The 22,739-nt window shown below is 74.8% G+C and carries 19 protein-coding genes; 13 read left to right on the top strand and 6 right to left on the bottom strand.

What is annotated here, in order from left to right; genetic code table 11:
- Positions 1-5: 5 nt before the first annotated feature.
- Positions 6-920: an AraC family transcriptional regulator gene (locus ACFVZH_RS34840; RefSeq protein WP_384903810.1), complete on the bottom strand. Its 915-nt coding sequence runs from the start codon at positions 918-920 to the stop codon at positions 6-8.
- A gap of 101 nt (positions 921-1,021) precedes the next feature.
- Here ACFVZH_RS34840 and ACFVZH_RS34835 point away from each other — a divergent pair, with 101 nt between their 5' ends.
- Positions 1,022-2,038: a zinc-dependent alcohol dehydrogenase family protein gene (locus ACFVZH_RS34835; protein ID WP_384903808.1), complete on the top strand. Its 1,017-nt coding sequence runs from the start codon at positions 1,022-1,024 to the stop codon at positions 2,036-2,038.
- A 3-nt stretch (positions 2,039-2,041) separates the two neighbouring features.
- Here the strand turns inward: ACFVZH_RS34835 and ACFVZH_RS34830 are convergent, their stop codons facing one another.
- Positions 2,042-3,535, bottom strand: a complete 1,494-nt coding sequence (locus tag ACFVZH_RS34830) for an aldehyde dehydrogenase (NADP(+)) (protein ID WP_384903806.1) — start codon at positions 3,533-3,535, stop codon at positions 2,042-2,044.
- A 188-nt stretch (positions 3,536-3,723) separates the two neighbouring features.
- Here ACFVZH_RS34830 and ACFVZH_RS34825 point away from each other — a divergent pair, with 188 nt between their 5' ends.
- On the top strand, positions 3,724-4,494 hold the full coding sequence (locus tag ACFVZH_RS34825; RefSeq protein ID WP_384903805.1) for an IclR family transcriptional regulator: 771 nt from the start codon (positions 3,724-3,726) through the stop codon (positions 4,492-4,494).
- Between the two features lie 49 nt (positions 4,495-4,543).
- Here ACFVZH_RS34825 and ACFVZH_RS34820 read toward each other — a convergent pair whose 3' ends face one another.
- Positions 4,544-5,041: a cupin domain-containing protein gene (locus tag ACFVZH_RS34820; protein WP_384903803.1), complete on the bottom strand. Its 498-nt coding sequence runs from the start codon at positions 5,039-5,041 to the stop codon at positions 4,544-4,546.
- Positions 5,042-5,216: 175 nt separating this feature from the next.
- Here ACFVZH_RS34820 and ACFVZH_RS34815 point away from each other — a divergent pair, with 175 nt between their 5' ends.
- From ACFVZH_RS34815 to ACFVZH_RS34805, 3 genes are read left to right on the top strand one after another with little or no spacing between them, the layout of a single operon-like run.
- Positions 5,217-6,212, top strand: a complete 996-nt coding sequence (locus ACFVZH_RS34815; protein WP_384903801.1) for a hypothetical protein — start codon at positions 5,217-5,219, stop codon at positions 6,210-6,212.
- Positions 6,209-7,441: a sensor histidine kinase gene (locus ACFVZH_RS34810; RefSeq protein ID WP_384903799.1), complete on the top strand. Its 1,233-nt coding sequence runs from the start codon at positions 6,209-6,211 to the stop codon at positions 7,439-7,441. Before ACFVZH_RS34815 ends, ACFVZH_RS34810 begins: the two co-directional genes overlap by 4 nt.
- A 38-nt stretch (positions 7,442-7,479) precedes the next feature.
- Positions 7,480-8,097, top strand: coding sequence for a response regulator (locus tag ACFVZH_RS34805; protein ID WP_384903850.1), 618 nt, complete (start codon positions 7,480-7,482; stop codon positions 8,095-8,097).
- A 142-nt stretch (positions 8,098-8,239) separates the two neighbouring features.
- On the opposite strand, the gene ACFVZH_RS34800 is transcribed toward ACFVZH_RS34805, so the two are convergent.
- A complete protein-coding gene (locus tag ACFVZH_RS34800) occupies positions 8,240-8,617 on the bottom strand; it encodes a hypothetical protein (RefSeq protein WP_384903797.1) in 378 nt (125 codons plus the stop codon).
- Between the two features lie 101 nt (positions 8,618-8,718).
- Between ACFVZH_RS34800 and ACFVZH_RS34795 the strand changes: the two genes are divergently transcribed.
- From ACFVZH_RS34795 to ACFVZH_RS34770, 6 genes are all read left to right on the top strand, one after another.
- Entirely contained in the window at positions 8,719-10,167 is a 1,449-nt protein-coding gene (locus tag ACFVZH_RS34795; protein WP_384903795.1) for a peptidoglycan D,D-transpeptidase FtsI family protein, read from the top strand.
- Positions 10,168-10,350: 183 nt separating this feature from the next.
- Positions 10,351-10,776: a hypothetical protein gene (locus ACFVZH_RS34790; RefSeq protein ID WP_384903793.1), complete on the top strand. Its 426-nt coding sequence runs from the start codon at positions 10,351-10,353 to the stop codon at positions 10,774-10,776.
- Between the two features lie 71 nt (positions 10,777-10,847).
- Positions 10,848-12,053, top strand: a complete 1,206-nt coding sequence (locus tag ACFVZH_RS34785; protein WP_384903791.1) for an MFS transporter — start codon at positions 10,848-10,850, stop codon at positions 12,051-12,053.
- Positions 12,050-14,116 (top strand): SpoIIE family protein phosphatase, encoded by a 2,067-nt coding sequence (locus ACFVZH_RS34780; protein ID WP_384903790.1) that lies wholly within the window; start codon positions 12,050-12,052, stop codon positions 14,114-14,116. Before ACFVZH_RS34785 ends, ACFVZH_RS34780 begins: the two co-directional genes overlap by 4 nt.
- Complete coding sequence (locus ACFVZH_RS34775; protein WP_384903788.1) at positions 14,113-16,908, top strand: SpoIIE family protein phosphatase; 2,796 nt, start codon at positions 14,113-14,115, stop codon at positions 16,906-16,908. Before ACFVZH_RS34780 ends, ACFVZH_RS34775 begins: the two co-directional genes overlap by 4 nt.
- 87 nt (positions 16,909-16,995) lie before the next feature.
- Positions 16,996-18,201, top strand: coding sequence for an amidohydrolase (locus ACFVZH_RS34770; protein ID WP_384903786.1), 1,206 nt, complete (start codon positions 16,996-16,998; stop codon positions 18,199-18,201).
- Between the two features lie 51 nt (positions 18,202-18,252).
- Here the strand turns inward: ACFVZH_RS34770 and ACFVZH_RS34765 are convergent, their stop codons facing one another.
- Positions 18,253-19,731: an APC family permease gene (locus tag ACFVZH_RS34765; protein ID WP_384903784.1), complete on the bottom strand. Its 1,479-nt coding sequence runs from the start codon at positions 19,729-19,731 to the stop codon at positions 18,253-18,255.
- Entirely contained in the window at positions 19,728-20,969 is a 1,242-nt protein-coding gene (locus ACFVZH_RS34760; RefSeq protein WP_384903782.1) for an amidohydrolase, read from the bottom strand. Before ACFVZH_RS34760 ends, ACFVZH_RS34765 begins: the two co-directional genes overlap by 4 nt.
- Before the next feature lie 198 nt (positions 20,970-21,167).
- Here ACFVZH_RS34760 and ACFVZH_RS34755 point away from each other — a divergent pair, with 198 nt between their 5' ends.
- Together ACFVZH_RS34755 and ACFVZH_RS34750 are read left to right on the top strand one after the other, a co-directional pair.
- A complete protein-coding gene (locus tag ACFVZH_RS34755) occupies positions 21,168-21,869 on the top strand; it encodes a GntR family transcriptional regulator (RefSeq protein ID WP_384903780.1) in 702 nt (233 codons plus the stop codon).
- A 34-nt stretch (positions 21,870-21,903) separates the two neighbouring features.
- Positions 21,904-22,647 (top strand): hypothetical protein, encoded by a 744-nt coding sequence (locus ACFVZH_RS34750; protein ID WP_384903778.1) that lies wholly within the window; start codon positions 21,904-21,906, stop codon positions 22,645-22,647.
- Positions 22,648-22,739 lie beyond the last annotated feature (92 nt).

The following is a 22,739-nucleotide window of genomic DNA, read 5'->3' as shown; positions in this document are numbered from 1 at the left end:
CGCCCTCAGGCTCCCTTGCGGTACCGACCCGGCGCCACGCCGTACTCGCGCTTGAACGCCTTGGCGAAGGCGAACTCCGAGGAGTAGCCGGAGCGTTGGGCGACCGCGCGGAGCGGGAGGTCCTCGGAGCGCAGGAGCCGGCCGGCCGTGGTCATCCGCCACCAGGTGAGGTACGCGAGGGGGGAGCGGCCGACGAGGGTGGTGAAGCGGCGGGCGAAGGGGGCGCGGGAGAGGCCGGTGAGGGCGCCGAGCTCCTCGACGGTCCAGGCCCGGGCGGGGTCGCCGTGGAGGGCGCGCAGGGCGCCGGCCACCGCCGGGTCGCCGAGAGCGGCGGACCAGCCGGTGGAGCGGTCGGCGCGTTCGGCGAGCCACCAGGTGCGGAGCAGGTAGAGCAGCAGGGTGTCGAGGAGGGCGGGGACGATGGCGTCGGATCCCGGCTGGGGTTCGGCGAGTTCGGCGCCGAGCAGGTCGACGGCGGCGCGCATCCGGGGGTGGGCGCCGACCCGGGCGGGGAGGTGGACGTACGGGGGCAGCTCGGTGAGGAGCGGGTGGGCGCGGGCCCGGCTGAGCTGGTAGGCGCCGCACAGCAGCAGGGTCTCCTCCGCGCCGACGGGGCCGCGGTCGGGCGGGGTGGGCCAGGATCCGTCGGGGGCGGGCAGGGCGTCGACGAGCGGGGTGTCGGGCCGGTCGGCGAGGCCGTGTCCGGTGCCGTGGGCGAGGAGGACGACGTCGCCGGGGCCGAGCCGGACGGGGGCGGCGCCGTCCGGGGGCAGCAGCCAGGCGGTGCCCTGGAGGACGACGTGGAATCCGGCGCCCTCGCTCGGGGGGAAGCGGAAGCCCCAGGGGGCGAAGCGGACCGTGCGGGAGGAGTGGGGCCGTCCGGTGCGCATGGCGGCGATGGCATCGCTCAGTACGTCCATCCCGGCACCGTACTCCCTATGGGCCATGGAGAGACGATCGGACATGTCCGGGAGCCCAGGGGACATGGATCGTCTCGCCGCCCCGGCCTACGGTCGGAGCCATGACGACGAACACGACGACAGGCACGACGACGAGAGCGGTCGTCTTCCACGAGCTCGGCGGCCCCGAGGTACTGACGGTGGAGGAGGTGCCGCTGCCGGACCCCGGGCCCGACGAGGTGCTCGTACGGGTCGAGGCGATCGGGCTCAACCGCGCCGAGGCGCTGTTCCGCTCGGGCACCTATTACCACCCGGCGACGCTGCCGGGTTCGCGGCTCGGCTATGAGGCGGCGGGGGTGGTGGAGGCGGTCGGCGCGGGCGTGACCGCGTACGCCCCCGGCGACCCGGTGATGGCGGCGGCCAACTTCGACTTCGGGACGTACGGGGTGTACGCGGAGCGGGTGGTGCTGCCGCAGGAGTACCTGGTGGCCCGGCCCGACGGGGTGGACGCGGTGACGGCGGCCGCGGTGTGGCTGGCGTACTTCACCGCGTACGGCGGGATGGTGCTGACCGGCGGGCTGCGCTCGGGCGACCACGTGGTGATCACGGGAGCGTCGAGCGGGGTGGGGACGGCCGCGATCCAGTCGGCGCTGCGGGTCGGGGCGGTGCCGATCGCCGCCACGCGCGGCGAGGGCAAGCGGAAGGCGCTGCTGGAGCTCGGGGCGGCGCACGTGATCGCCACGGACACGGAGGACCTGGTCGCACGGGTGCGGGGGATCACCGGCGGGGCGGGCGCGGAGCTGGTCTTCGACCCGATCGGCGGGCCCGGATTCGCCCGGCTCGGCGACGCGCTGCGCCCCGGCGGCACCGCCGTGCTGTACGGCTGGCTGGACCCGCGGCCGGTGGCCCTGTCGGCGAACTGGCCGCAGACGGTCCACACGTACGCCAACGGGGCCCTGGCCAGGACCGAGGAGGGGCGCCGCCGCGCGGCCGGGTTCATCGGCTCGGGGCTGCGGGACGGCTCCCTGGCGCCGGTGATCGCCGAGACCTTCGAGGGTCTGGAGCGGATCGCCGACGCCCACCGGCTGATGGAGTCGAACACGCACCTCGGGAAGATCGTGGTGCGCGTGACGCACTGACGGTCAGCGCCGCGGCACGGCCGCCGGGTTGCCGTCGCGGAGCTCGGGCGGGAGCAGGTGGCCGGGGGTCGACTGGTAGGTGACCGGGCGCAGCCAGCGCTCGATCGCGGTCGCGCCGACCGAGGTGCTGGTGGAGGTGGTGGCCGGGTAGGGCCCGCCGTGGTGCTGGGCGGGCGCGACGGCGACGCCGGTGGGCCAGCCGTTGACGAGGACGCGGCCGGCCAGCGGGGTGAGTTCGGCGAGCAGCGGGGCCGCGTCGGCGTCCTCCTCGGCGATGTGCAGGGTGGCGGTGAGGTTGCCCGGCAGCAGGCCGAGGACGGCGGTGACCTCCTCGCGGGAGGAGTAGCGGGCGACGACGGTGACGGGGCCGAAGCACTCCTCCAGGAGGAGCCGGTGACCGCCGTCGGCGAGCCGGTCGGCGTCGACGTCGAGGACGCCGGCGCTGACGGTGTGCTCGCCGCCCGCGCCGGGGGTGACCGGGGTGCGCACCCCGGCGAGCGCGGCGCGCTCGGCGACGCCGGCGACGAAGGCGTCCCGCATCCGGTGGTCGAGCATCACGGAGGGTTCGGTCTCGCTGACGCCGGCGGTGAGGGCGGCGAGGAAACGGTCGCCGTCCTCGCCCCGGGGGGCCAGGACGAAGCCGGGCTTGGTGCAGAACTGGCCCGCGCCCAGGGTCATGGAGCCGGCCAGTCCGCCGCCGATCTCCTCGGCCCGCTCGCCGACGGCGGCCGGGGTGATCACGACCGGGTTGAGGGAGCCGAGTTCACCGTGGAAGGGGATGGGGACGGGCCGGGCGACGGCCGCGTCGAAGAGGGCCCGGCCGCCCCGGATCGAGCCGGTGAAGCCGGCCGCCGCGACGAGCGGGTGGCGGACGAGTTCGACGCCCGCCTCGAAGCCGTGGACCAGGACGAGGACGTCCTCGGGGAGGCCGGCCTTGGCGGCGGCCCGGCGCAGCAGGGAAGCGCAGAGCTCGGAGGTGGCCGGGTGGTCGGGGTGGGCCTTGACGACCACCGGGCAGCCGGCCGCGAGGGCGCTCGCGGTGTCGCCGCCGGGGACGGAGAAGGCGAGCGGGAAGTTGCTGGCGGCGTAGACGGCGACGACGCCGAGCGGGATCTTCCAGCGGCGCATGTCGGGCCGGGGCGGGGTGGCTCCGGGGTCGGGGAGGTCGATCCGGACGTCGAGGTAGGAGCCTTCCTCGACGACGTCCGCGAAGGCCCGCAACTGGGCGGTGGTGCGGGCGAGTTCGCCGGTGAGGCGGACCGGCCCGAGGGCCGTCTCGGCGTCGGCGGCCTCGGCGATCTGCCCGCCGGCCCCGTCGAGGAGGTCGGCGGCGGTACGGAGGAAGGCGGCCCGCACCGTCCGGTCGGCGAGGGCCTCGCGGCTGGCGTGCGCGGCCCGGACGGCCCGGTCGACCTCCGCCGTTGTGGCCTCCACCGCAACCTGCTCGCGCGGCTTCCCCGTCCGGGGGTCCACACTCCACACTGGTTCTGCCGCCACCGCCACGCCCCTGTTCGCTATTCTGAACACAGTTCCCGTAGATGAACACATCTGGGCGGGACTCTATTGACGGCCCGGCCGTCTCCACAAGGGGCCCCGCCCGGCCGGGGCGGCCGCCGGACGACCCGGAGAACGGCCGGACAGACGACCGGACAGACGACCGGACGACGACAAAAGGGGCGAGGGTCATGGCGACTGCCGACGCGGGTGGGGCGCAGGTGAAGTCCGCGGTGCGGACCGTGGAGCTGCTCGAGTACTTCGCCGGACGCCCGGGGATGCACTCCCTCGCCGCCGTCCAGGAGGCCGTCGGCTATCCCAAGTCCAGCCTGTACATGCTGCTGCGCACCCTGGTCGAACTGGGCTGGGTGGAGACGGACTCCACCGGCACCCGGTACGGCATCGGGGTGCGGGCGCTGCTCGTCGGCACCTCGTACATCGACGGCGACGAGGTGGTGGCCGCCTCCCGGCCCACCCTGGACCGGCTGTCCGACGACACCACCGAGACGATCCACCTGGCGCGGCTGGACGGCACCAACGTGGTCTATCTGGCCACCCGTCAGTCCCAGCACTACCTGCGGCCGTTCACCCGGGTCGGCCGCCGACTGCCCGCGCACTCCACCTCGCTCGGCAAGGCGCTGCTCGCCACCCACACCGACGAGCAGGTGCGCAAGCTGCTCCCGGAGACCCTCCCGGCCCTGACCGAGCACACGATCACCGACCGCGAGCAGCTCATCGAGGAGCTGCGGGTCATCCGCGAGCAGGGCTACTCGGTGGACCGCGAGGAGAACACCCTCGGGCTCCGCTGCTTCGGCGTCGCCATCCCGTACCGGACCCCGGCGCGGGACGCGATCAGCTGCTCGGTGCCGGTGGCGCGGCTCACCCCGGCCCACGAGCAGCTGATCAAGGACGCGCTCTTCGACGCGCGGGACCGCCTGACGCTCGCGACCCGCCGCCTCTGAGTCCCGCGGTCACCCGCGGCTCCGAGTCCGGCGACTCCGGGTCCCGCGGTCACGCGCGCTCGGCGAGGGCCTTCTGCCAGACCGGGCTGTCGACGTAGTGGTTGTCGTACTGCTCCGAGGACGCCTTGATCTCCTCGAAGCTCGCCTCGCCCCGCATGACCCGGCCGAGGAGACGCAGGTAGTCGAAGCGGGCCATGCCGGGCGTGAAGACGAAGAGCACGTCGGCCTCGGCACCGGGCGCCGCCGCGAAGGCGTGCGGGGTGTGCGGCGGGACGAGCAGGAAGTCGCCCTGCTCCAGGACGGTCAGCTCCTCGCCGACCAGGACCTGGAGCGAGCCGCCGAGCACGAAGAACATCTCCGACGCCTTGGTGTGGAAGTGCGCCGGGGCCCCGATCGCGCCCTTCGCGAACGAGGAGCGGTAGCTGGTGAGCTGCCCGCCGGTGGTGCCGGAGTCGGCGAGCAGGGTCATCACGCTGCTCGGGTCGGCGGTGGTCTCGGCGGTGGCGGCGCGGGTGAGGAGCGGGGCGAAGGTCTCGATCTCGTTCATGATCACTACTCTAGAAGGTCATTGACCCTTGGTCACGGGTCAATCGATCATCGAAAACATGGGTCAATTCCCGCCGCCTGGAGACCCGGGAAGGACCGCGTCTCCCCCGCGCGGCGGAGGCGGTTCACCACCCGGCAGGAGGTGGCGCCCCCGGCCCGCGCGGGAGCGTGGAGCCATGACACAGACCGCACCTCTCCCCGCCCCGGCGCCCGCCGCCGACGGCCGCCCGAGCACCGTCCGCCGGGTGCTGCGCGTCCTCGCGATCCTCGCCTGCCTCCCGTACATCTCGCTCAAGATCGCCTGGGTGGCCGGCAGCGAGATCGGCATCCCGGCCGGCAGCACGCTCCTGGAGCACCGGCAGATGATGGTGATCGCCAACGGGATCTCGGTCGTCGCCGACGTCCTGGTCGTCGTCCTCGCCCTGCTGCTCACCCAGGCGTGGGGGCGGCGGTTCCCCGCCTGGCTGCTCGCCCTGCCCATGTGGGCGGCGACCGGACTGCTCACCCCGATCATGACCGGCTACCCGTCGCAGCTCGCGGTCGCCCTCGTCACCGGCGACGAGAAGTCCGCCGCACCCAGCGAACCCTTCCTGGACGAGTGGGTCTTCGGCGTCGTCTACGGCGGGTTCATCCTCCAGGGCCTCTCCCTCGGCACCCTCTTCGCCCTGTACGCCCGGGACCGCTGGGGCCACCTCTGGCGAGGCCGGCTCGGCGAGCTGCCCGCCCGCACCTCCGGGCCCGGCGCGCGGGCCTTCGCCGTGGCCGGCGCGGTGGCCGCACTGGTGCCCGCCGCGCTCCACCTGATGTGGGCGGCCGGCGCGACCACCGGCCTGTCCGCCCGGCGGATCGCCGAACGCGACTCCGACTTCTACGTCCTGGAGGCCGAGTGGTTCGGCTTCCTCGTCGTCGCCGTCGTCCTCACCCTCCTCCTGGTCCTGCGCCGCCCCGCCCGGCTCCGGGTCCGCACCACGCTCGCCCTGGCCTGGACGGCCTCGGCCGCCGTCGGCTGCTGGGGCGCCTACATGTCGCTCGTCGCGGTGCTGCCGGAGACGGATCCGACCAAGCGCATCCCCGAGCTCGTGCAGCTGTCCTACGCTGGCGAAATGATCACCGGGTTCCTTCTCGCCGCGTGCGTGGCGCTGTTCCTGCGGCGGCGGAGCGCCGAGGCGTGAGACCGGTGACCGCCCTGTTCGGGCAGCGGGCCAGGCTCCGCTGGCTCCATCTGATCCTGGGCGGCGCGCTGTTCATGCCGTTCTGGCTGGTCGGCACCCTGGTCACGGGGCCGCTGTTCGACGACGGCGGCATGTTCGCCGGCAGCCTCGGGGTACAGCTCGGGGCGTACGCCGTGGGGCTGCCGCTCGCCGCGGCCGTCGCGCTCTTCCCGCTGGCCCGGCCGATGTCGGTGGCGGCGGCGCGGACCCTGTGCGGGGTGGCGGCGAACCGGTTCGCGGACGGCCCGGCGCGCGGCCGGGAGGCCAGGGCCCGGACGGCCGCCTGGTTCACCCTCCATGTGGGCGCCGGGGCCCTGATCAGCGGAGCGACACTGGCCCTGCCGCCGTTCGCGGTCGCGGTCCTGGCCCTGCCGTTCTCGCCCACCCTGCGGGATTCCGAACTCGGCCGGCACTGGGGCCTCGACCGCTGGTGGGTCTGGACGGCGCTCCCCACGGGCCTCCTGCTGCTGCTCGCGCTGGCCGCCGTCGCCGCCGCGACCGGGGCCCTGCTCGCCCGGCAGGCCCCCCGGCTGCTCGGGCCGAGCCCGGCGGACCGGCTCGCGGCGGCCGAGCGGCGCGCCGCCGAGGCCGAGTCCCGCAACCGGCTCGCCCGCGAGCTGCACGACTCCGTCGGTCACGCCCTGAGCGCCGTCACCCTCCAGGCGGGCGCCGCCCGCCGGGTCCTGGACGGCGACGCCGCCGACCTGGACTTCGTACGGGAGGCCCTGACCGCCATCGAGGAGACCACCCGGCGCACGGTCGGCGAACTGGACTGGGTCCTCGGCCTGCTGCGCCGGGGCGGCGAGGTCGAGGACGGCGCGGGCCCGGGGCTCGACGCCCTGGAGGCCCTGGTGCGGGGCGCGGGGCCGCGGGTCGCGCTGACCGTCGACGGCGCCCTCGACCGCGTACCGGAGGCGCTGTCCCGTCAGGCGTACCGGATCGTCCAGGAAGGGCTGACGAACGCGGCCCGGCACGCGGGCGGCGCGCCCGTCACCGTACGGCTCGACGCCCGTCCCGAGGAGTTGGAGATCACCGTGGAGAACCCCCTGCCCGACCGGCCCCCGGTCACCCGGCCCGACGGCGGGCGCGGCCTGCACGGGATCACCGAGCGGGCCCGGCTCCTCGGCGGCACCGCCGCGGCCGGCCCGGCGGACGGCGCCTGGCGCCTCGCGGTCAGGCTCCCCCGGTGAGCGCCCCCGTCAGGATCGTCCTCGCCGACGACGAGCGGATGGTCAGGACCGCCCTGCGGGTCATCCTCGACGCGGAGCCCGGCCTGGAGGTCGTCGGCGAGGCGTCCACGGGCGCCGAGGCCGTGTCGGTCGTCCGGGCGGAACGGCCGGACGTCGTCCTCATGGACGTCCGCATGCCCGAGATCGACGGCATCCGGGCCACCGAGCAGATCCTCGCCGGGATGACGGACCCGCCGCGGATCGTCGTGGTGACCACCTTCGAGAACGACTCCTATGTGTACGACGCGCTCCGCGTCGGCGCCGCCGGCTTCCTCCTCAAGCGGGCGGCGGCCGAGGACCTGGTGAGCGCGGTCCGCCTCGTCGCCCGCAGCGACTCCCTGCTCTACCCCGCCGCCGTCCGCGGCCTGGCCGCCGAACACGCCCGCCACCGGCCGCCGGTGGCTCCGCCCTGGGTGGCGCGGCTCACCGAACGGGAGGCGGAGGTGCTGCGCCTCGTGGCGACGGGCCTCACCAACGCCGAGATCGCCGGCCGCATCGGCGTCGGCCCCGCCACGGTCAAGACCCATGTCGCGGCGGTCCTGTCCAAACTGGGCGCCCGCGACCGCACCCAGGCCGTGATCCTGGCCTACGAGTCGGGCTTCGTACGGACGGGCTGAGGCGCCCGGGTCCCACGACCGCGCACCGGCCCTTCCGCCGCCGGGCCCTGCGGGCGGCGGCGCGCGCCACGGGGCCGGCTCCGCGGGAACTCCTCCCGCCCCTCGTCCGGCACGGACGAGGCGTCCCGCTCCCCGCCCGTGCTCACGCCGACTCCTCGTACGCCGACTCCTCGTACGCCGAGTCCTCCTCGTGGACGAGGCGGCCGGTGGAGACCTTGAAGAGGACGGACTCGTTGCGGTGGAAGATCCAGGTCTCCACCAGCCACGAGCCGTCGGCGAGCCGGAAGATCCGGCGGCCCGGACGGCCGTGGTACTGCACGGAGACCCGGTGGTCGGCCGGTATGTGCTCCCTCGCCAGCCGCTCGGCCTCCTCCTCGGCGGCCGCCGCGCCGCCGGCGACCTCGTCGTGCCGGACGAGCGACCAGCGGTGGTCGTCCTCGCCGTAGTAGCCGCGGTCGCGGTCCTCCTCGACGGTCACCACGTAGGGGACCACGGCGTCGTGCACGCCCTCGTTTCTCATGATCGGAAACCTAGCCGCCGGGTGGCCGGACATGAAGGTTCGCTGAGAAACCGGCCACATCCGGAACATCCGGTACCGGTCTGTTCGTCCCCACAGGTGCGATGAACAAGACGATCAGGCACACGTCGGTCTTCGTGCTGATCCTGGTGCTGGCCCTGCTGGGGCGGGCCACCTGGGTACAGGCGTACGAAGGCAAGGCGCTCGCGGACGACTCCAAGAACCGGCGGAAGACCATCGCGCAGTACGCGCAGCCGCTCGGGAACATCGTCGTGGCCGGCTCGCCGGTCACCGGCTCGAAGAAGACGAAGGGAGACGACCTCGCCTACCAGCGCACGTACACGGACGGCGAGCTGTACGCGGCGGTCACGGGCTACAGCTCCCAGGCGTACGGGGCCACCCAGCTGGAGGGGATCTACTCCGGTGTCCTCGACGGCACGGACGACCGGCTGAAGAACCCGCTGGACGCCGTCACGCGCAAGCAGCAGGAGCCCGGCACGGTCGTCACCACGATCGACCCGGACGTGCAGAAGGCCGCCTACCGGGCGCTGGGGAGCAAGAAGGGGGCGGCCGTCGCCATAGACCCGGCGACCGGCCGGATCCTCGCCCTGGCCTCCACCCCCTCCTACGACCCGTCGAAGATCGCCGGGACGACGGACGGCGACACCTGGAAGGCGCTGACCACCGACGCGGACAAGCCGATGGTCAACCGGGCGCTGCGCCAGCCGCTGCCGCCCGGCTCGACCTTCAAGCTGGTCGTCGCGGCGGCGGCCCTGGAGGACGGTCTCTACGGCTCGGTGGACACGGCGACGTACAGTCCCGACCCGTACACCCTGCCGGGGACCCGGACGGTCCTGAAGAACGAGAACGCCTCCGCGCCCTGCGAGAACGCCACGATCCGCACCGCGCTCCGGTACTCCTGCAACAACGTCTTCGCCAAGATGGCCGCCGACCTGGGGCAGGACAAGGTGAAGGCGATGGCGGAGAAGTTCGGCTTCAACGACGACGCGCTCGACGTCCCGGTCCGCGCCTACGCGAGCGCGTACCCCACCGGCATGGACAAGGCGCAGACGGCGCTCACCGGCATCGGGCAGTTCGACGTGACGGCCACCCCGCTCCAGATGGCCATGGTGTCGGCCGCGATCGCCAACGACGGTCTGCTCGCGGCCCCGCACATGGTGTCGGAGGTCGTCGACTCCGACGGCGACGCGCTGACCTCGTACAAGGACGGGGACACCGAGCGGGTCGTCTCCTCCTCGACGGCCGAGCAGCTGCGGAGCGCGATGGTGACCGTGGTGGAGCAGGGCACGGGCACCAATGCCGCCGTGGCCGGGGCGGAGGTCGGCGGCAAGACGGGCACGGCGCAGCACGGCGAGAACAACAGCAAGACGCCGTACGCCTGGTTCACGTCCTACGCCAAGGACCCCTCCACCGGGAAGCAGGTCGCCGTCGCGGTCATGATCGAGGACTCGGGCGCCGCCCGCTCCGAGGTCAGCGGCAACGGCCTGGCCGCCCCGGTGGCGCAGAAGATGATGGCGGCGGCGCTGAAGTGACGGGGGACGGGGGCCGATTGGCCGTCGGGCCCCGTCACACGATATGCAGGGGCACACTCCACGATCCGAGTACGCATTCGAATCGCGGGGTGTGCCCCTGCTCTCGTCCCTGCTCCCACCCCTGCTCCCACCCCTGCTCCCACCCCTGATCTCGTCACTGATCTCGTCCCGCGGAGGACCGCCGTGCGCCTGCCCCGTTCCCTGTCCGGCTGGACCATGGCGGTCTTCGGCGTGCTCGCCGCCGCGCTCGGCGTGGTGGGCCTGGTCGCCCCCGACGCCCTGCTGACCGTCATGGGCTTCGAGCCGGTGCCCGAGGGCGGGCGCGCGGACGGCGACCACACCCTGGTCTTCCTGACGGCGTCCTCGATGGCCGCGCTCAACATGGGCGTGTACTACGTACTGTCCGCCCTCGCCGACTGGAAGCCGTTCTTCCGCTGGACGGTCCCGTTCCGCCTCCTCACCTGCACGGTCTTCACCCTCGCGGTCGTCACCGGCCGCGCCCCCGCCGGCTTCCTCGGCGTCGGCCTGTGGGAGGGCCTCGGCGCGGTGGTGACGGGCGCCGCGCTGCGGTACGAGCGGCGCGGGGAGACCGCGACCGCCACCGGATAGGCCCCGGTCGGGGCCGGCCCTAAGGCGGTTGCCCGATCCGTACCCGCCCCCTCAGACGCCAGGCTGCGGGCATGCGCTGGTATCTGACAGGTGTCGTCGTGTCCGGATTCGGAACGACGGCGATGTGGCTGGTCTCCGGGATCTGGGTGAAATCCCTGACGGGGTCGGACAGTCTGGCGGCCCTGGCCGCCTTCGCCCTCTGGGCGCCCGTACTCCTCGGGCCGCTGCTCGGCACGCTCGCCGACCGCGTGCGACGCAGACCCCTCCTGGTCGCCCTGAACGCGGCGATGGCGGTCCTCCTGCCGCTGCTGCTGTGGGTGGAGTCCGCGGACCGGGTGTGGCTGCTGTTCGCGGTGCTCGTCCTGTACGGGGCGCAGGGCGCCGTCCACGAGGCGGCCGAGCAGGCCCTGGTGTCCACGGTGCTCGACGAGGGGCGGCTCGGCACGTTCAACGGGCTGCGGATGACCGCGAACGAGTCGATGAAGCTGATCGCCCCGCTGGTGGCGGCGGGGCTCTTCGCCCGGTACGGAGGCGGCCCCGTCGCCCTGCTCGACGCGGCGAGCTTCGCGGTCGCGGCGGCGGTGTTCGCGCTGATGCCGGTCCGGGAGGCGCGGCCCGCGCGGCCCGCGGCCCGGCACTGGTGGCGGGAGACGGCCGAGGGCGTCCGGCTGCTGCGGGCGTCGCCGGTGCTGCGGCCCCTGGTGGCGACGGGCGCGTTCACGATGCTGCTCGCCGGGGTGAACGGGGCCGCGATCTACGCCGTGGTCGACCGGGGGCTCGGCCACGCGCCCGCGTACGCCGGTGTGCTGTACGCGGTCCAGGGCGTGGGTTCCGTCCTCGCGGGCCTGGTCACGGGCCCGCTGCTCCGCCGCGTCCCGGAGCGGACGCTCGCCGCCGTCGGCCTCGCGCTGTTCGCCCTGGCGGTCGGGGCGCGGGCCCTGCCGTACGGCCCCACGGCCCTGGCCGCCAGCGCGGTGATCGGGCTCGGCCTGCCGTGGGTGCTCGTCGCCGTCGTCACGGCCGTGCAGCGGGAGGCCCCGCCGGAGGCCGTGGGGCGGGTCGCGGCGACCGCCCACACCCTCGTCTTCGCGCCGAACGCGATCGCCCTCGCGCTCGGCGCGGGCCTGGTCGCGCTGCTCGACGTCCGGATCCTGCTGCCGCTGCTCGCGGTGGCCGGGGTGGGCTGGGCCGCCGGGCTCGCGGTGCGGTGGGAGCGGGCGGCGAGGAGCATGGAAGGAGGCGCGGCGCACGGGCGCGGCGGGAGGAGGGCAGCGTGACGGCCGGTTCGTTCCCGGGGACGGCGGGGCGGGTAGGCGTGCCCCTGGACGGCAAGGGTCTGCTGGACGTCCTCGGGGTGGCGGCCGTGGTCGTGGACGCGCGGGGCCGGATCGTGCTGTGGAGCCCCCAGGCGGAGGATCTCTTCGGTTTCCGTTCCGACGAGGCGCTCGGCCGGTACGTGGCCCGGCTGATCGTCGGCGCCGAGCACCGGGAGGAGGCGATGCGCCTCTTCGGTGAGGTGCTGCACGGCGGCACGGCGTGGTCGGGGACCTTCCCCGTACGCCACAAGGACGGGACAGAGCGGCAGGTGGAGTTCCGCAACATGCGGCTCACCGACGACGAGGGCCGGCTGTACGCGCTCGGGATCGCCGCCGACCACGCCGCCGTGGAGCGGGTGGAGACCGAGCTCGCCCTCTCCGACCGGCTGGTCACCCAGTCGCCGATCGGCCTCGCCCTGCTCGACACCGAGCTGCGCTACGTCCTGGTGAACCCGGCCCTGGAACGCATCAACGGCATCCCGGCCGCGCTCCACGTGGGACGGCGGATCGGCGACGTACTGCCGCTGCTCGACACAGGCGGCCTGGAGGCGGCGCTGCGCACGGTGCTCGCCACGGGCCTGCCGCTGCTCGACCACCCCACGACGGGACGGACACCGGCGGACCCGGACCACACCCACGCCTGGTCGGTGTCGCTGTCGCGACTCGAAGGGGCCGAGGGCCGGATCCTGGGGGTGGCGGTCTCGGTGATCGACGTGACCGAGCGGCGCCGGGCGGACGCGGCGGCGGACCGGTCCCGGCGACGGCTCGCGCTGATCGCGGACGCCTCCGCCCGGGTGGGCACCACCCTGGAGGTGGAGCGGACCGCCGACGAGCTGGCCTCGGTCGTGGTGCCGGAACTGGCGGACATCGCCGCCGTCGACGTCCTGGACTCGGTGCTCGCGCTGCGCAGGCCCGGCGCGCCCGAGGAGGGGCCCGAACTGTTCCGCGCGCTCGCGGTGAAGGCCGCCGGCCGGACGGAGGCGCTGCCGGCGGCGGACCCGCCCGGTGCGCTCGCCATGTACGGGGCGGACCGGCTGGTCACCCGGTGCGTGCACACCGGCCTGCCGGTGCTGGTGGAGCGCATCGGCCCCGGGGACCTGTCTCGGATCGCGCGGAGCCCCCAGGCGGCCGAGCAGCTGGCGCGGGCCGGGGTCCACTCGTACCTGGCGGTGCCGCTCATCGCGCGCGGCGAGGTGCTCGGGGCGCTCGACCTGAAGCGGGACCGCAACGCGCTGCCGTTCGACGACGACGACGTGCTGCTCGCGACGGAGCTGGCGGCCCGGGCCGCGGTGAGCATCGACAACGCGCGCTGGTACCAGAGCGTGCGGAACTCCGCGGTGACGCTCCAGCGCAGTCTGCTGCCGGGGGCGCCGCCGGAACTGGCGGGCCTGGAGATCGCGGCCCGGTACCAGCCGGCGCAGGCGTCCAGCGAGGTCGGCGGCGACTGGTACGACGTGATCCCCCTGCCCGACGACAAGACGGCGCTGGTGGTCGGGGACGTGATGGGCAGCGGGATCGACGCGGCGGCGACCATGGGCCGGCTGCGTACCGCGACCTGCGCGTTCGCGGACCTGGACCTCTCCCCCGCACAGGTCCTGCGGCACCTGGACCGGATCACGGAAGGTCTGGAGCACTACATCGCGACGTGTCTCTTCGCCGTCCACGACCCGGCCCACGGCCGCTGCCGGATCGCGAACGCGGGCCATCTGCCGCCCGTACTGGTCCCGGTGGACGGCCCGGCCGAGCTGGTGCGGCTCTCGACGGGCGTGCCGCTGGGCGTCGGCGGCGGGACGTTCCGTACGGCCCGGGTGACGTTCCGGCCCGGGGACCGGCTGGTGCTGTACACGGACGGTCTCATCGAGACCCGCCACGAGGCGATCGACGAACGGCTCGCGCTGCTCGTGGGCCTGCTCGACGAGGCGCGCGGTCCCCTGGAGGAGACCTGCGACCTGCTGTTGCAGGCGCTGCGCCGGCCGGGAGCGCCGGACGACGTGGCGCTGCTCATCGCGCGGAGCACGGCATGACCGCCCGGGACGGCCCCGGCGCGGGCCGGGACAGGCGCTGGGGGCAGGGGGCCGGGAAGCGGCCGGACGAGCGCGGCGCGACCGGGCTGCGGAGCGTCGCCGGGCAGGTGTTCGTCCTGGAGGCGCTGATCGCGCTCCTGGTGATCGCCGCGGCGGTGTTCCTCACGTTCCACGGGGCGCAGCGGGACACCGAGCGGGACGCCCGCATCCGCTCGCTCGCGGTCGCGGAGGCGTTCGCCCACGCCCCCGGCATCGAGGCGGCGCTGGCCTCCCCCGATCCGACGGCGGCGCTCCAGGCACGGGCGGAGACGACCCGGCGGGCCACGGGTGTCGACTTCGTCGCGGTACTGAGCCCGGCCGGGGTGCGGTTCACCGACTCGGAGCCGGATCTGATCGGCCGGAAGGCGACCGGGGACCTCTCGCGGGCGGCGGTGGGCGGCGAGGCGTTCACCGAGCTCTTCCGGGGCGCGCCGAACGACGCGGTACGGGCCGTGGTCCCGGTGGTCGACGAGCGGGGCCGGGTCGTCGGCATGGTCAGCAGCGGCATCGAGGTGGAGAGCATCACGCACGCCATGGAGGGACGGGTGCCGGTGCTCATCGGCGTGGCGGGCGGCGCCCTGGCGATCGCGGTGGGCGGCGCGGGGCTGGTGAGCCGGCGGCTGCGGCGGCAGACGCACGGTCTGGGGCCGGCGGAGATGACCCGGATGAAGGAGCACCACGAGGCGGTGCTGCACGCGGTCCGCGAAGGGGTGCTGATCGTGGACTCCGACCGCCGGCTGCTCCTCGCCAACGACGAGGCCCGCCGGCTGCTGGGGCTCGGGGCGGAAGCGGAGCGGCGGCACGTCTCGGAGCTCGGTCTCGACCCTCGGACGGTCGAGCTCCTGGAGTCGGGGCGGTCGGCGACGGACGAGGTCCACCGGGCGGGCGACCGGCTGCTCGCGGTGAGCGTGCGGCCCACGGTCACGGACGGCGCGACGTCCGGGTGCGTGATGACGATGCGGGACACCACGGAACTGGCCGCCGTGACGGGCCGGGCCGCGGTGGCCCGCGGTCGGCTCCAGCTGCTCTACGAGGCGGGGGTGCGGATCGGGACGACGCTGGAGGTGGTGCGGACGGCGGAGGAGCTGGCGGAGGTGGCGGTGCCGCGGTTCGCGGACTTCGCCACCGTGGAGCTCCTGGAGCCGGTGCTGCGCGGGGAGGAGCCGCCGGGGGCCGCGATCACGGAGCTGCGGCGGACGGCGATGAGCGGACTGCGGCCGGACCAGCCGCTCCAGCCGGTGGGGGACACCATCCGGTTCGACGTCCCCAGCACCCCGATGGCGAAGGCCCTGAACGCGGGGCACGCGGTGGTGCAGGCGGAGCTGGCCTCGGCGGAGGGGTGGCGGACACAGGACCCGGAGGGTGCGGCGCGGGCCCTGGCGTACGGGATGCACTCGCTGCTCACGGTGCCGCTGCTGGCCCGTGGGGTGGTCCTCGGCATGGCGAACTTCTGGCGCGCGGACACGCCGGAGTCGTTCGGGGAGGAGGATCTGTCGTTCGCGGAGGAGCTGGCGGCGCGGGCGGCGGTGGCGATCGACAACGCGCGCCGGTTCACCCGGGAGCACGCGATGGCGGTGACGCTCCAGCGGAGCCTGCTGCCCCGGGTGCTGCCGGACCAGAGCGCGGTGGAGGTGGCGTACCGCTATCTCCCGGCGAAGGCCGGTGTGGGCGGCGACTGGTTCGACGTGATCCCGCTGCCGGGGGCGCGGGTGGCGCTGGTGGTGGGGGACGTGGTGGGGCACGGGCTGCACGCGGCGGCGACGATGGGGCGGCTGCGGACGGCGGTGCACAACTTCTCGACCCTCGACGTGCCGCCGGACGAGCTCCTCGGCCACCTCGACGAGCTGACGGGCCGGATCGAGGACCGCGAGTCGGAGGGTACGGACGCCGGGGGCCCGCGGCGGGACGAGGGCATCACCGGCGCGACCTGTCTGTACGCGATCTACGATCCGTCGTCGGGGCTCTGCACGATGGCGAGCGCCGGGCATCCCGGTCCCGCGCTGGTCACCCCGGACGGGCGGGTCGAGTTTCCCGGGCTGCCGCCGGGGCTGCCGCTGGGGCTCGGTCTGGGCGACATGCCGTTCGAGGCGACGGAGGTGCGGCTGCCGGAGGGCAGCACGCTGGTGCTGTACACGGACGGGCTCCTGAAGGACCGCGGGCGGGACCTGGACGCCGGTCTGGGGCTGCTGCGGTCCTCGCTCGCGCGCCGGGGCCGGAGTCCGGAGCAGACCTGCGCGGACGTCCTCGCGACGCTGCTGTCGGCCACGCCCCGGGACGACATCGCGCTGCTCGTGGCGCGGACCCGGCTGCTGGGCCGGGAGCGGATCGCGGAGTGGGAGGTGCCGCGGGATCCGTCGGCGGTCTCGCCGGTGCGGAACGCGGCGGCGGCGAAGCTGGCGGAGTGGGGGTTGGACGGGCTCGCGTTCTCGGCGGAGCTGGTCCTCAGCGAGCTGATCACGAACGCGGTGCGGTACGGGGCGGATCCGGTGCGGGTCCGGCTGCTGCAGGACCGGGCGCTGATCTGCGAGGTGTCGGACGGCAGCAGTACCTCTCCGCACCTGCGGCACGCGGCGACGACGGACGAGGGCGGGCGCGGGCTGTATCTGGTGGCCCAGTACGCGGAGCGGTGGGGCACCCGGTACGCCCGGCGCGGGAAGACGATCTGGGCCGAGCTGCGGGTGGAGGCGGGCGACGCGGAGCCGGTGGCGATGGTGGTGCCGGATCTGGACGCGTTGGAGGATCTGGCCTGGTGAGGGCGGTGCGGTGGACACTCCGAAGCCCCGTGGTATACCAGATCCCGGCATCGTTCCCGTACCGCCGCACCTCCCGGAGGAGACCCCGTGACCACGCCGCCGCCCCGCACCGCGACCCTGTTCCACGCCGTACGGCCGTACGGCGGCCCGGCCCGCGACCTGATCGCGGTGGACGGACTGCTCGTGGCGGAGGTCCCGCGGGGCGCCGCCGTGGAGCGGGTCGACGGCGGCGGCCGGCTGGCCCTGCCGACCCTGGTCGACGCCCACATCCACCCCGACAAGACCTCCTGGGGCGAGCCCTGGCACAGCAGGCGCCCGGCGCGGGGCATCGCCGAGTACGTCGCGGGGGACGTCGAGCTCGCCCGCGCCCTGCCGACCCCCGTGGGCGAGCGGGCGCTGCGTCTGATGTCGCACGCGGCGGCGCAGGGCACCCGGGCGATGCGCGCCCACGCGGACGTGGCCCCGGCGTACGGCCTCTCCGGGATCGAGGGCGTCGCCGAGGCCGCCGGGAAGCTCGCCGGCATCGTCGACGTGGAGCTGGTCGCCTTCCCGCAGCACGGCGTGGTCCGGACCCCGGGAGTGGCCGAGCTCCTGGCGGAGGCGGCCGCGAGCGGGCTCGTCACCCACATCGGCGGCATCGACCCGGCGGGCTTCGACACGGACGGCGGCCGCGACGGCGACCAGCTGGGCACGGTCTTCGCACTCGCCGAGAAGCACGGGCTCGGCCTCGACATCCACCTCCACGACCGCGGCGAGCAGGGCCTCGCCCCGCTGCGGGACATCGCCGCCCGCACCCGCGCCCTCGGCCTCCAGGGCCGGGTGAGCGTGGCACACGCCTTCGCGGTCGCCGGCCTCTCCGACCGCGGCCTGGACGAGGTGGCCGACCTGCTGGCGGAGTCCGGCGTGGCGCTCACCACCGTCGCCCTGTCCGTCACCACGATCCTGCCCTTCCGCCGCCTCGCCGAGCGCGGTGTCCGCGTCGGCCTCGGCTCGGACGGCGTCCGCGACAGCTGGAGCCCCTTCGGCAACGCCGACATGCTCCACCGCGCCTGGCTCGCCGCCTGGGCCCTCGACCTCCGCCTCGACGAGGAGCTCGAAGCCTGCTTCCGTCTCGCCGCCGACGGCGGCGCCGGCCTCCTCGGCCTCCCGGAGTCCGACCTCCTCCCGGGCTCCCCCGCCGACTTCATGCTCGTGGACGCCGAATGCCTCCCCCAGACCGTCGTCGACCTTCCCCGCCGCGACCTCGTCGTCCGCGCGGGCCGTGTCGTGGCCAGGAACGGCCGCCTGGTCTGAGCGGAGCGCGGCGGTACGGGGGCGGGGGCCGGGCCCCGCCCCCGTACGGCCTCAGTCGCGTTCCACGTCCACCGTCGTCAGCGACGCGTAGCGCTCCGGGTCGGTGCGCCGGATGCGGAGGGCGACGAGGAGACCGGCGGCGAGGACCAGCGGAAGGGGGACGAGCAGGGCCGTGTTGACGGCGCCGGTGCGGCCGGTGAGCAGGTCGAAGTGGACCACGGCGAGGACCGTGAGGACCGCGAGGCCCGCGCAGGAGACGAGGGGCGCCCAGACGACCCGGGCGGCGGAGAGGCCCATCCGGTCGCGCCGGAAGTAGGACCAGACGGCGAGCGCGGCGAGGGCCTGCATGCCCATGATGCCCAGGACGCCGACGCTGTTGGTCCAGAGGAAGACCTCGCCGTACGGGTCGGCGGCGAGGAGCGCGCCGGCGGCGACGACGGCGAGGTTGAAGCCGGTCTGGGCGACGACGGCGCCGCCCGGCGAACCGTGCTTCCCGGAGACCCGGCCGAGCCGGCGGGGAAGCAGGCCCTCGCGGCCGAGGGCGTAGAGGTAGCGGGCGGCGGCGTTGTGGAAGGCGAGGGTGGCGGCGAAGGCGCTGACGACGATGAGCCCGTGCATGGCGTCCGCCAGCCAGGGACCGGCGTACAGCTCGGCGGCCCGGAAGGTCAGTTCGGGTCCGTCGGCGGCGCGGGCGAGCCGGACGGACTCGTCCGTGCCGAAGGCGCCCATGATCAGCCAGCAGCCGGCGGCGTAGAAGACGGCGAGGAAGCCGATCGCGATGAAGGTGGCGCGTGGCACGGTCCGGCGCGGCTCGCGCACCTCCTCGGCGAAGATCGCGGTGGCCTCGAAGCCGGTGAAGGCGCCGATGACCAGGACGAACATGCCCGCGACGCCGCCGGCGGCGAGCGTGGAGGGGGCGAAGGACGCGGTGTCGAGGGCGGCCGTGCCCCGCTCGCCGAGGATGCCCGCGTCCATGACGACCAGCGACAGGACCTCCAGGACCAGGGCGACGCCGAGGACCTTGGCGCTGAGCGTGACCTTCAGCCAGCCGAGGACGCCGACGCCGAGGACGCAGAGCCCGGAGAGCAGCCACCACGGCACGTCGGTGCCGGTGGCGTCCCGGATCGATCCGGCGGCGAAGTAGCCGAACGCGGCGGCGACTCCGGGGGTGACGAGGTTGTACGAGACGACGGCGACGTACGCGGTGCCGACGCCGAGGGTGCGGCCGAGACCGCGGGCGACGTACGCGTAGAAGGCCCCGGCGTTGCGGACGTGCAGGCTCATCGCGGTGAAACCGGCCGCGAAGAGGGCGAGCAGGGCGCCGGAGACGAGGTAGGCCAGCGGCGCTCCGGGGCCGCCGATGCCGATGGCGAAGGGCGCGACGCCGGCGAGGACGGTGAGCGGCGCGGCGGCGGCCACGACGAAGAAGACGAGGTCGAAGGTGCCGATCCGGCCGGCGGCGAGCTTCTCCGTCGCCGGGGCCGTCGGAGCAGTGCGGGGCGTGGTGTCGGTGTCGGTGTCGGTGCTCATCTTGCTCCTCCGGCGGACGGGACGATCTCGGGGTGGGTGTCGTCGGCGAAGGGTCCGACGATCCGTCCGGCGTGCAGCACGAGCAGCCGGCGGGGATGGGCGGCGACCGCCTCGGGGACGGAACCCGCGGCGACCGCGACGAGGTCGGCGCGGGCGCCGGGGGCGATGCCGTAGTCGTCGAGGCCGAGCGCGGCGGCGGCCTCGCCGGTGACGAGGGAGGCGGCGGTGCGGAGTTCGGCGTCGGTCATGAACCCGGCCCTGAGGCCGATGATCGTGGCGCGTTCGAGCATGTCGGCGGTGCCGTAGGGCCACCAGGTGTCGCGGATGTTGTCGGAGCCGGCGAAGACCCGGACGCCGTGCTCGCGCAGCCGCGCGACGGGCGGCATCGGGCCGCTGGGCCCGTTGGTCATGATGGCGACGCCGGCGGCGGCCAGGGCGGCGCAGGTGCGGTCGAGTTCGGCGTCGTCGACGTCGCCGAGCGCGTAGGCGTGGCTGACGGCGACCCGGCCGCCGATCCCGAGGGCGGCGGTGCGGGCGGCGATGTCCCGCAGCTGGGCGGTGCCGGTCTCGCCGCCGTCGTGGAGGTGCAGGTCGATGCCCTTGCCGTGGCGCTGGGCGAGGCCGAAGACGGTGTCGAGCTGGCCGGCGGCGTCGCCGTCGAAGCCCACCGGGTCGAGCCCGCCGACGAGGTCGGCGCCGTCGGCGAGGGCCGCGTCGAGGAGGTCGGCGACGCCGGGCGCGGTGACGACGCCGCTCTGCGGGAAGGCCACCAGCTGGATGCCGAGCCGGTCGCGGAACTCCTCGCGGACGCCGAGCAGGGCGTGCAGGTGGTCGAGGCCGGTGTCCGGGTCGACGTCGACGTGCGAGCGGACGTGTCCGGTGCCGAGGGAGACCATCCGGCGGGCGAGGGCGGCGGCCCGTGCGGCGACGGGCACGTCGGCGGTGCGGCGGGAGGCGCGCTCGGCGTCGATCTGCTCCCGCAGGGTGGCGGTGGCGTGGTGCGGGCGCCAGGGCGCGCCGAGGAGGGTCTTGTCGAGGTGGGCGTGGCCGTCGACGAGCGCGGGCAGCAGGAGCGCGCCGCCGAGGTGGAGTGCGCCGGGCGGGGTGGGGCCACCGGGGACGTGCTCCTCGACGGTGTGCACCCGGCCGTCGCGGAGGTGGACGTCGGCGGTGCGGCCGTCGGGGAGGGCGGCGGCGAGCAGGGCGGTGGGCGGAGGCGGGGCGGTGGCCTCGCTCATGGTGGCTCCTTCGAGAGGGTCGTACGGGTCACGGGGGGCGCGTCGGGATCTCCCTGGTGACCGCGGTGCGGCGCCAAGGTAGCTGGTATACCGAATACCAGGCAATGGCTTACGGCCCCGTACTTCGCCGGCCGCCCGAACCGGTCTGCGAAGATCGGAGGACCACCGCCCCCGCACGTCCCGACTGGAGCCCGCCCGATGACCACCCCCCGCCCCGCCGCCCGCAGCTCCGCCATCGGGGACACCCATCCGTCCCTGCGCGAGCGCGTGTACGTGGAGCTGCGCGAGCGGATCATCGAGGCGGAGTACCCGGCGGGCATGCGGCTGGTGGAACGCGAGATCGCCGAGGACCTGCGGGTCTCCCGGGTGCCGGTGCGCGAGGCGATGCAGCGGCTCGAGTCGGAGGGCTTCCTCTCGGTGCAGCCGCGCCGGGGATCGGTGGTGGCGGACTTCGGACCGCGCGACGCCGAGTACCTCTTCGACGTGCGGGAGAACCTGGAGGGACTGGCCGCCCGGCTCGCCGCCCGGCAGGCCACCCCGGCCCAGCTCCGCGACCTGGAAAAGCTCCTGGCCCGCGCCCGGAAGGCGGCGGAGTCCGGTCGCCTGCGCGAGGCGGTCTCCCTCAACGCCGACTTCCACCGGCGGATCGTCGAACTCTCCGGCAACCCGCTCCTGGTGGACCTGATGGCCCCGCTCGACTCCCGGCTGCGCCGCCTCTTCCGGCTCACCTCGGCGCAGTCGGACGGCGAGCCGATGTGCGGGGCCCACGAGCGGCTGTACGCGGCCGTCCGCGACCGGGACGAGGCCGGCGCGGAGGCGCTGGCGCGCGCCCATGTCGCGGACACCCGCGCGTCGACCCAGCGGCTGCTGGCCGCGCTCGGGGAGCCCGAGGGCGTCTGACGGGCCCGCCGCCGGAGTCGGTTAGGGTGCGCGGATGTCACACACGCGTACGCACGGCGGCTACCGGACGGGCGGCCTGTGGGCCGTGGCGGGGATCGCGTTCGGCGTGGTGGTGATCGGCTGCGGCCTGGCCCTGCTGACCATGCTCGAGTACGACGAGCGGTGCATGCAGGGGATGACCCGGGGCCCCGGCGCACTGCTGCGGACGCGGAACGAGGCGTTCCCCCCGGCCACCGTCTGCGAGTTCGAGCGGGGGGACGTCTCCTCCCTCGACGCCTGGGTCGTCCTCGGCCCGATCCTCTGGCTCGTCCTGGCCGCCCTCGTCCTCTGCCTGTTCTCCGCCCTGGTCGCGGAGTGGTTCGAACCGCGCGTCGGCGCCCCCTGGGTGCGGCCGATGTCCCGGGCGGAGAAGCTGAACCGGACGGCGACGGCCCTCTTCGTGACCGGCTCCGCGTTCGCGATGCTGTACGCGCTGGCCGGCTGGAAGCTGCTCGCGGGGCCGTCGTCGGCGTGCGTCACGGGCGGCGACTGGGGGAGCAACGCACCCCGGACACTGGAGTACTCCTTCTTCCCGCCCCAGGCCACCTGCCAGTACACCAGCGGCATGACGTCCCGGCTCAACCCCGACTGGCTGGCGTCCCTCACGGCGCAGTCCGCCGCCCCCGCCCTGATCGCGGCGGTCGGCTTCGCCCTCGCCTGGCGGCGCCGCCGCGAGGAGCGCCGCCCGGCGGACGCGGCGGACCGGGGAGCCGCGGCCACGGCCCCCCGACGGCCCTAGTACTGCAACGGTCCTTGTCGTGACGGTTGGGCAGGTTCGGGTGGTGTGTGGCCGCGTCGTTTGTGGTGGCTGACGCGGGCTTGGTGTTGGCG

It is taken from the genome of Streptomyces sp. NPDC059534 (assembly GCF_042743475.1).
In the GTDB taxonomy this organism is placed as follows: domain Bacteria; phylum Actinomycetota; class Actinomycetes; order Streptomycetales; family Streptomycetaceae; genus Streptomyces.
This window is presented reverse-complemented; position numbering and strand designations above follow the sequence as displayed.

Excerpts from the sequence above, each read along its gene's own strand:
- ACFVZH_RS34840 (WP_384903810.1), bottom strand. The coding sequence starts at position 920 with ATGGACGTACTGAGCGATGCCATCGCCGCCATGCGCACCGGACGGCCC.
- ACFVZH_RS34835 (WP_384903808.1), top strand. The coding sequence starts at position 1,022 with ATGACGACGAACACGACGACAGGCACGACGACGAGAGCGGTCGTCTTC.
- ACFVZH_RS34825 (WP_384903805.1), top strand. The coding sequence starts at position 3,724 with ATGGCGACTGCCGACGCGGGTGGGGCGCAGGTGAAGTCCGCGGTGCGG.
- ACFVZH_RS34820 (WP_384903803.1), bottom strand. The coding sequence starts at position 5,041 with ATGAACGAGATCGAGACCTTCGCCCCGCTCCTCACCCGCGCCGCCACC.
- ACFVZH_RS34815 (WP_384903801.1), top strand. The coding sequence starts at position 5,217 with ATGACACAGACCGCACCTCTCCCCGCCCCGGCGCCCGCCGCCGACGGC.
- ACFVZH_RS34805 (WP_384903850.1), top strand. The coding sequence starts at position 7,480 with ATGGTCAGGACCGCCCTGCGGGTCATCCTCGACGCGGAGCCCGGCCTG.
- ACFVZH_RS34800 (WP_384903797.1), bottom strand. The coding sequence starts at position 8,617 with ATGAGAAACGAGGGCGTGCACGACGCCGTGGTCCCCTACGTGGTGACC.
- ACFVZH_RS34795 (WP_384903795.1), top strand. The coding sequence starts at position 8,719 with ATGAACAAGACGATCAGGCACACGTCGGTCTTCGTGCTGATCCTGGTG.
- ACFVZH_RS34785 (WP_384903791.1), top strand. The coding sequence starts at position 10,848 with ATGCGCTGGTATCTGACAGGTGTCGTCGTGTCCGGATTCGGAACGACG.
- ACFVZH_RS34775 (WP_384903788.1), top strand. The coding sequence starts at position 14,113 with ATGACCGCCCGGGACGGCCCCGGCGCGGGCCGGGACAGGCGCTGGGGG.
- ACFVZH_RS34765 (WP_384903784.1), bottom strand. The coding sequence starts at position 19,731 with ATGAGCACCGACACCGACACCGACACCACGCCCCGCACTGCTCCGACG.
- ACFVZH_RS34760 (WP_384903782.1), bottom strand. The coding sequence starts at position 20,969 with ATGAGCGAGGCCACCGCCCCGCCTCCGCCCACCGCCCTGCTCGCCGCC.
- ACFVZH_RS34755 (WP_384903780.1), top strand. The coding sequence starts at position 21,168 with ATGACCACCCCCCGCCCCGCCGCCCGCAGCTCCGCCATCGGGGACACC.
- ACFVZH_RS34750 (WP_384903778.1), top strand. The coding sequence starts at position 21,904 with ATGTCACACACGCGTACGCACGGCGGCTACCGGACGGGCGGCCTGTGG.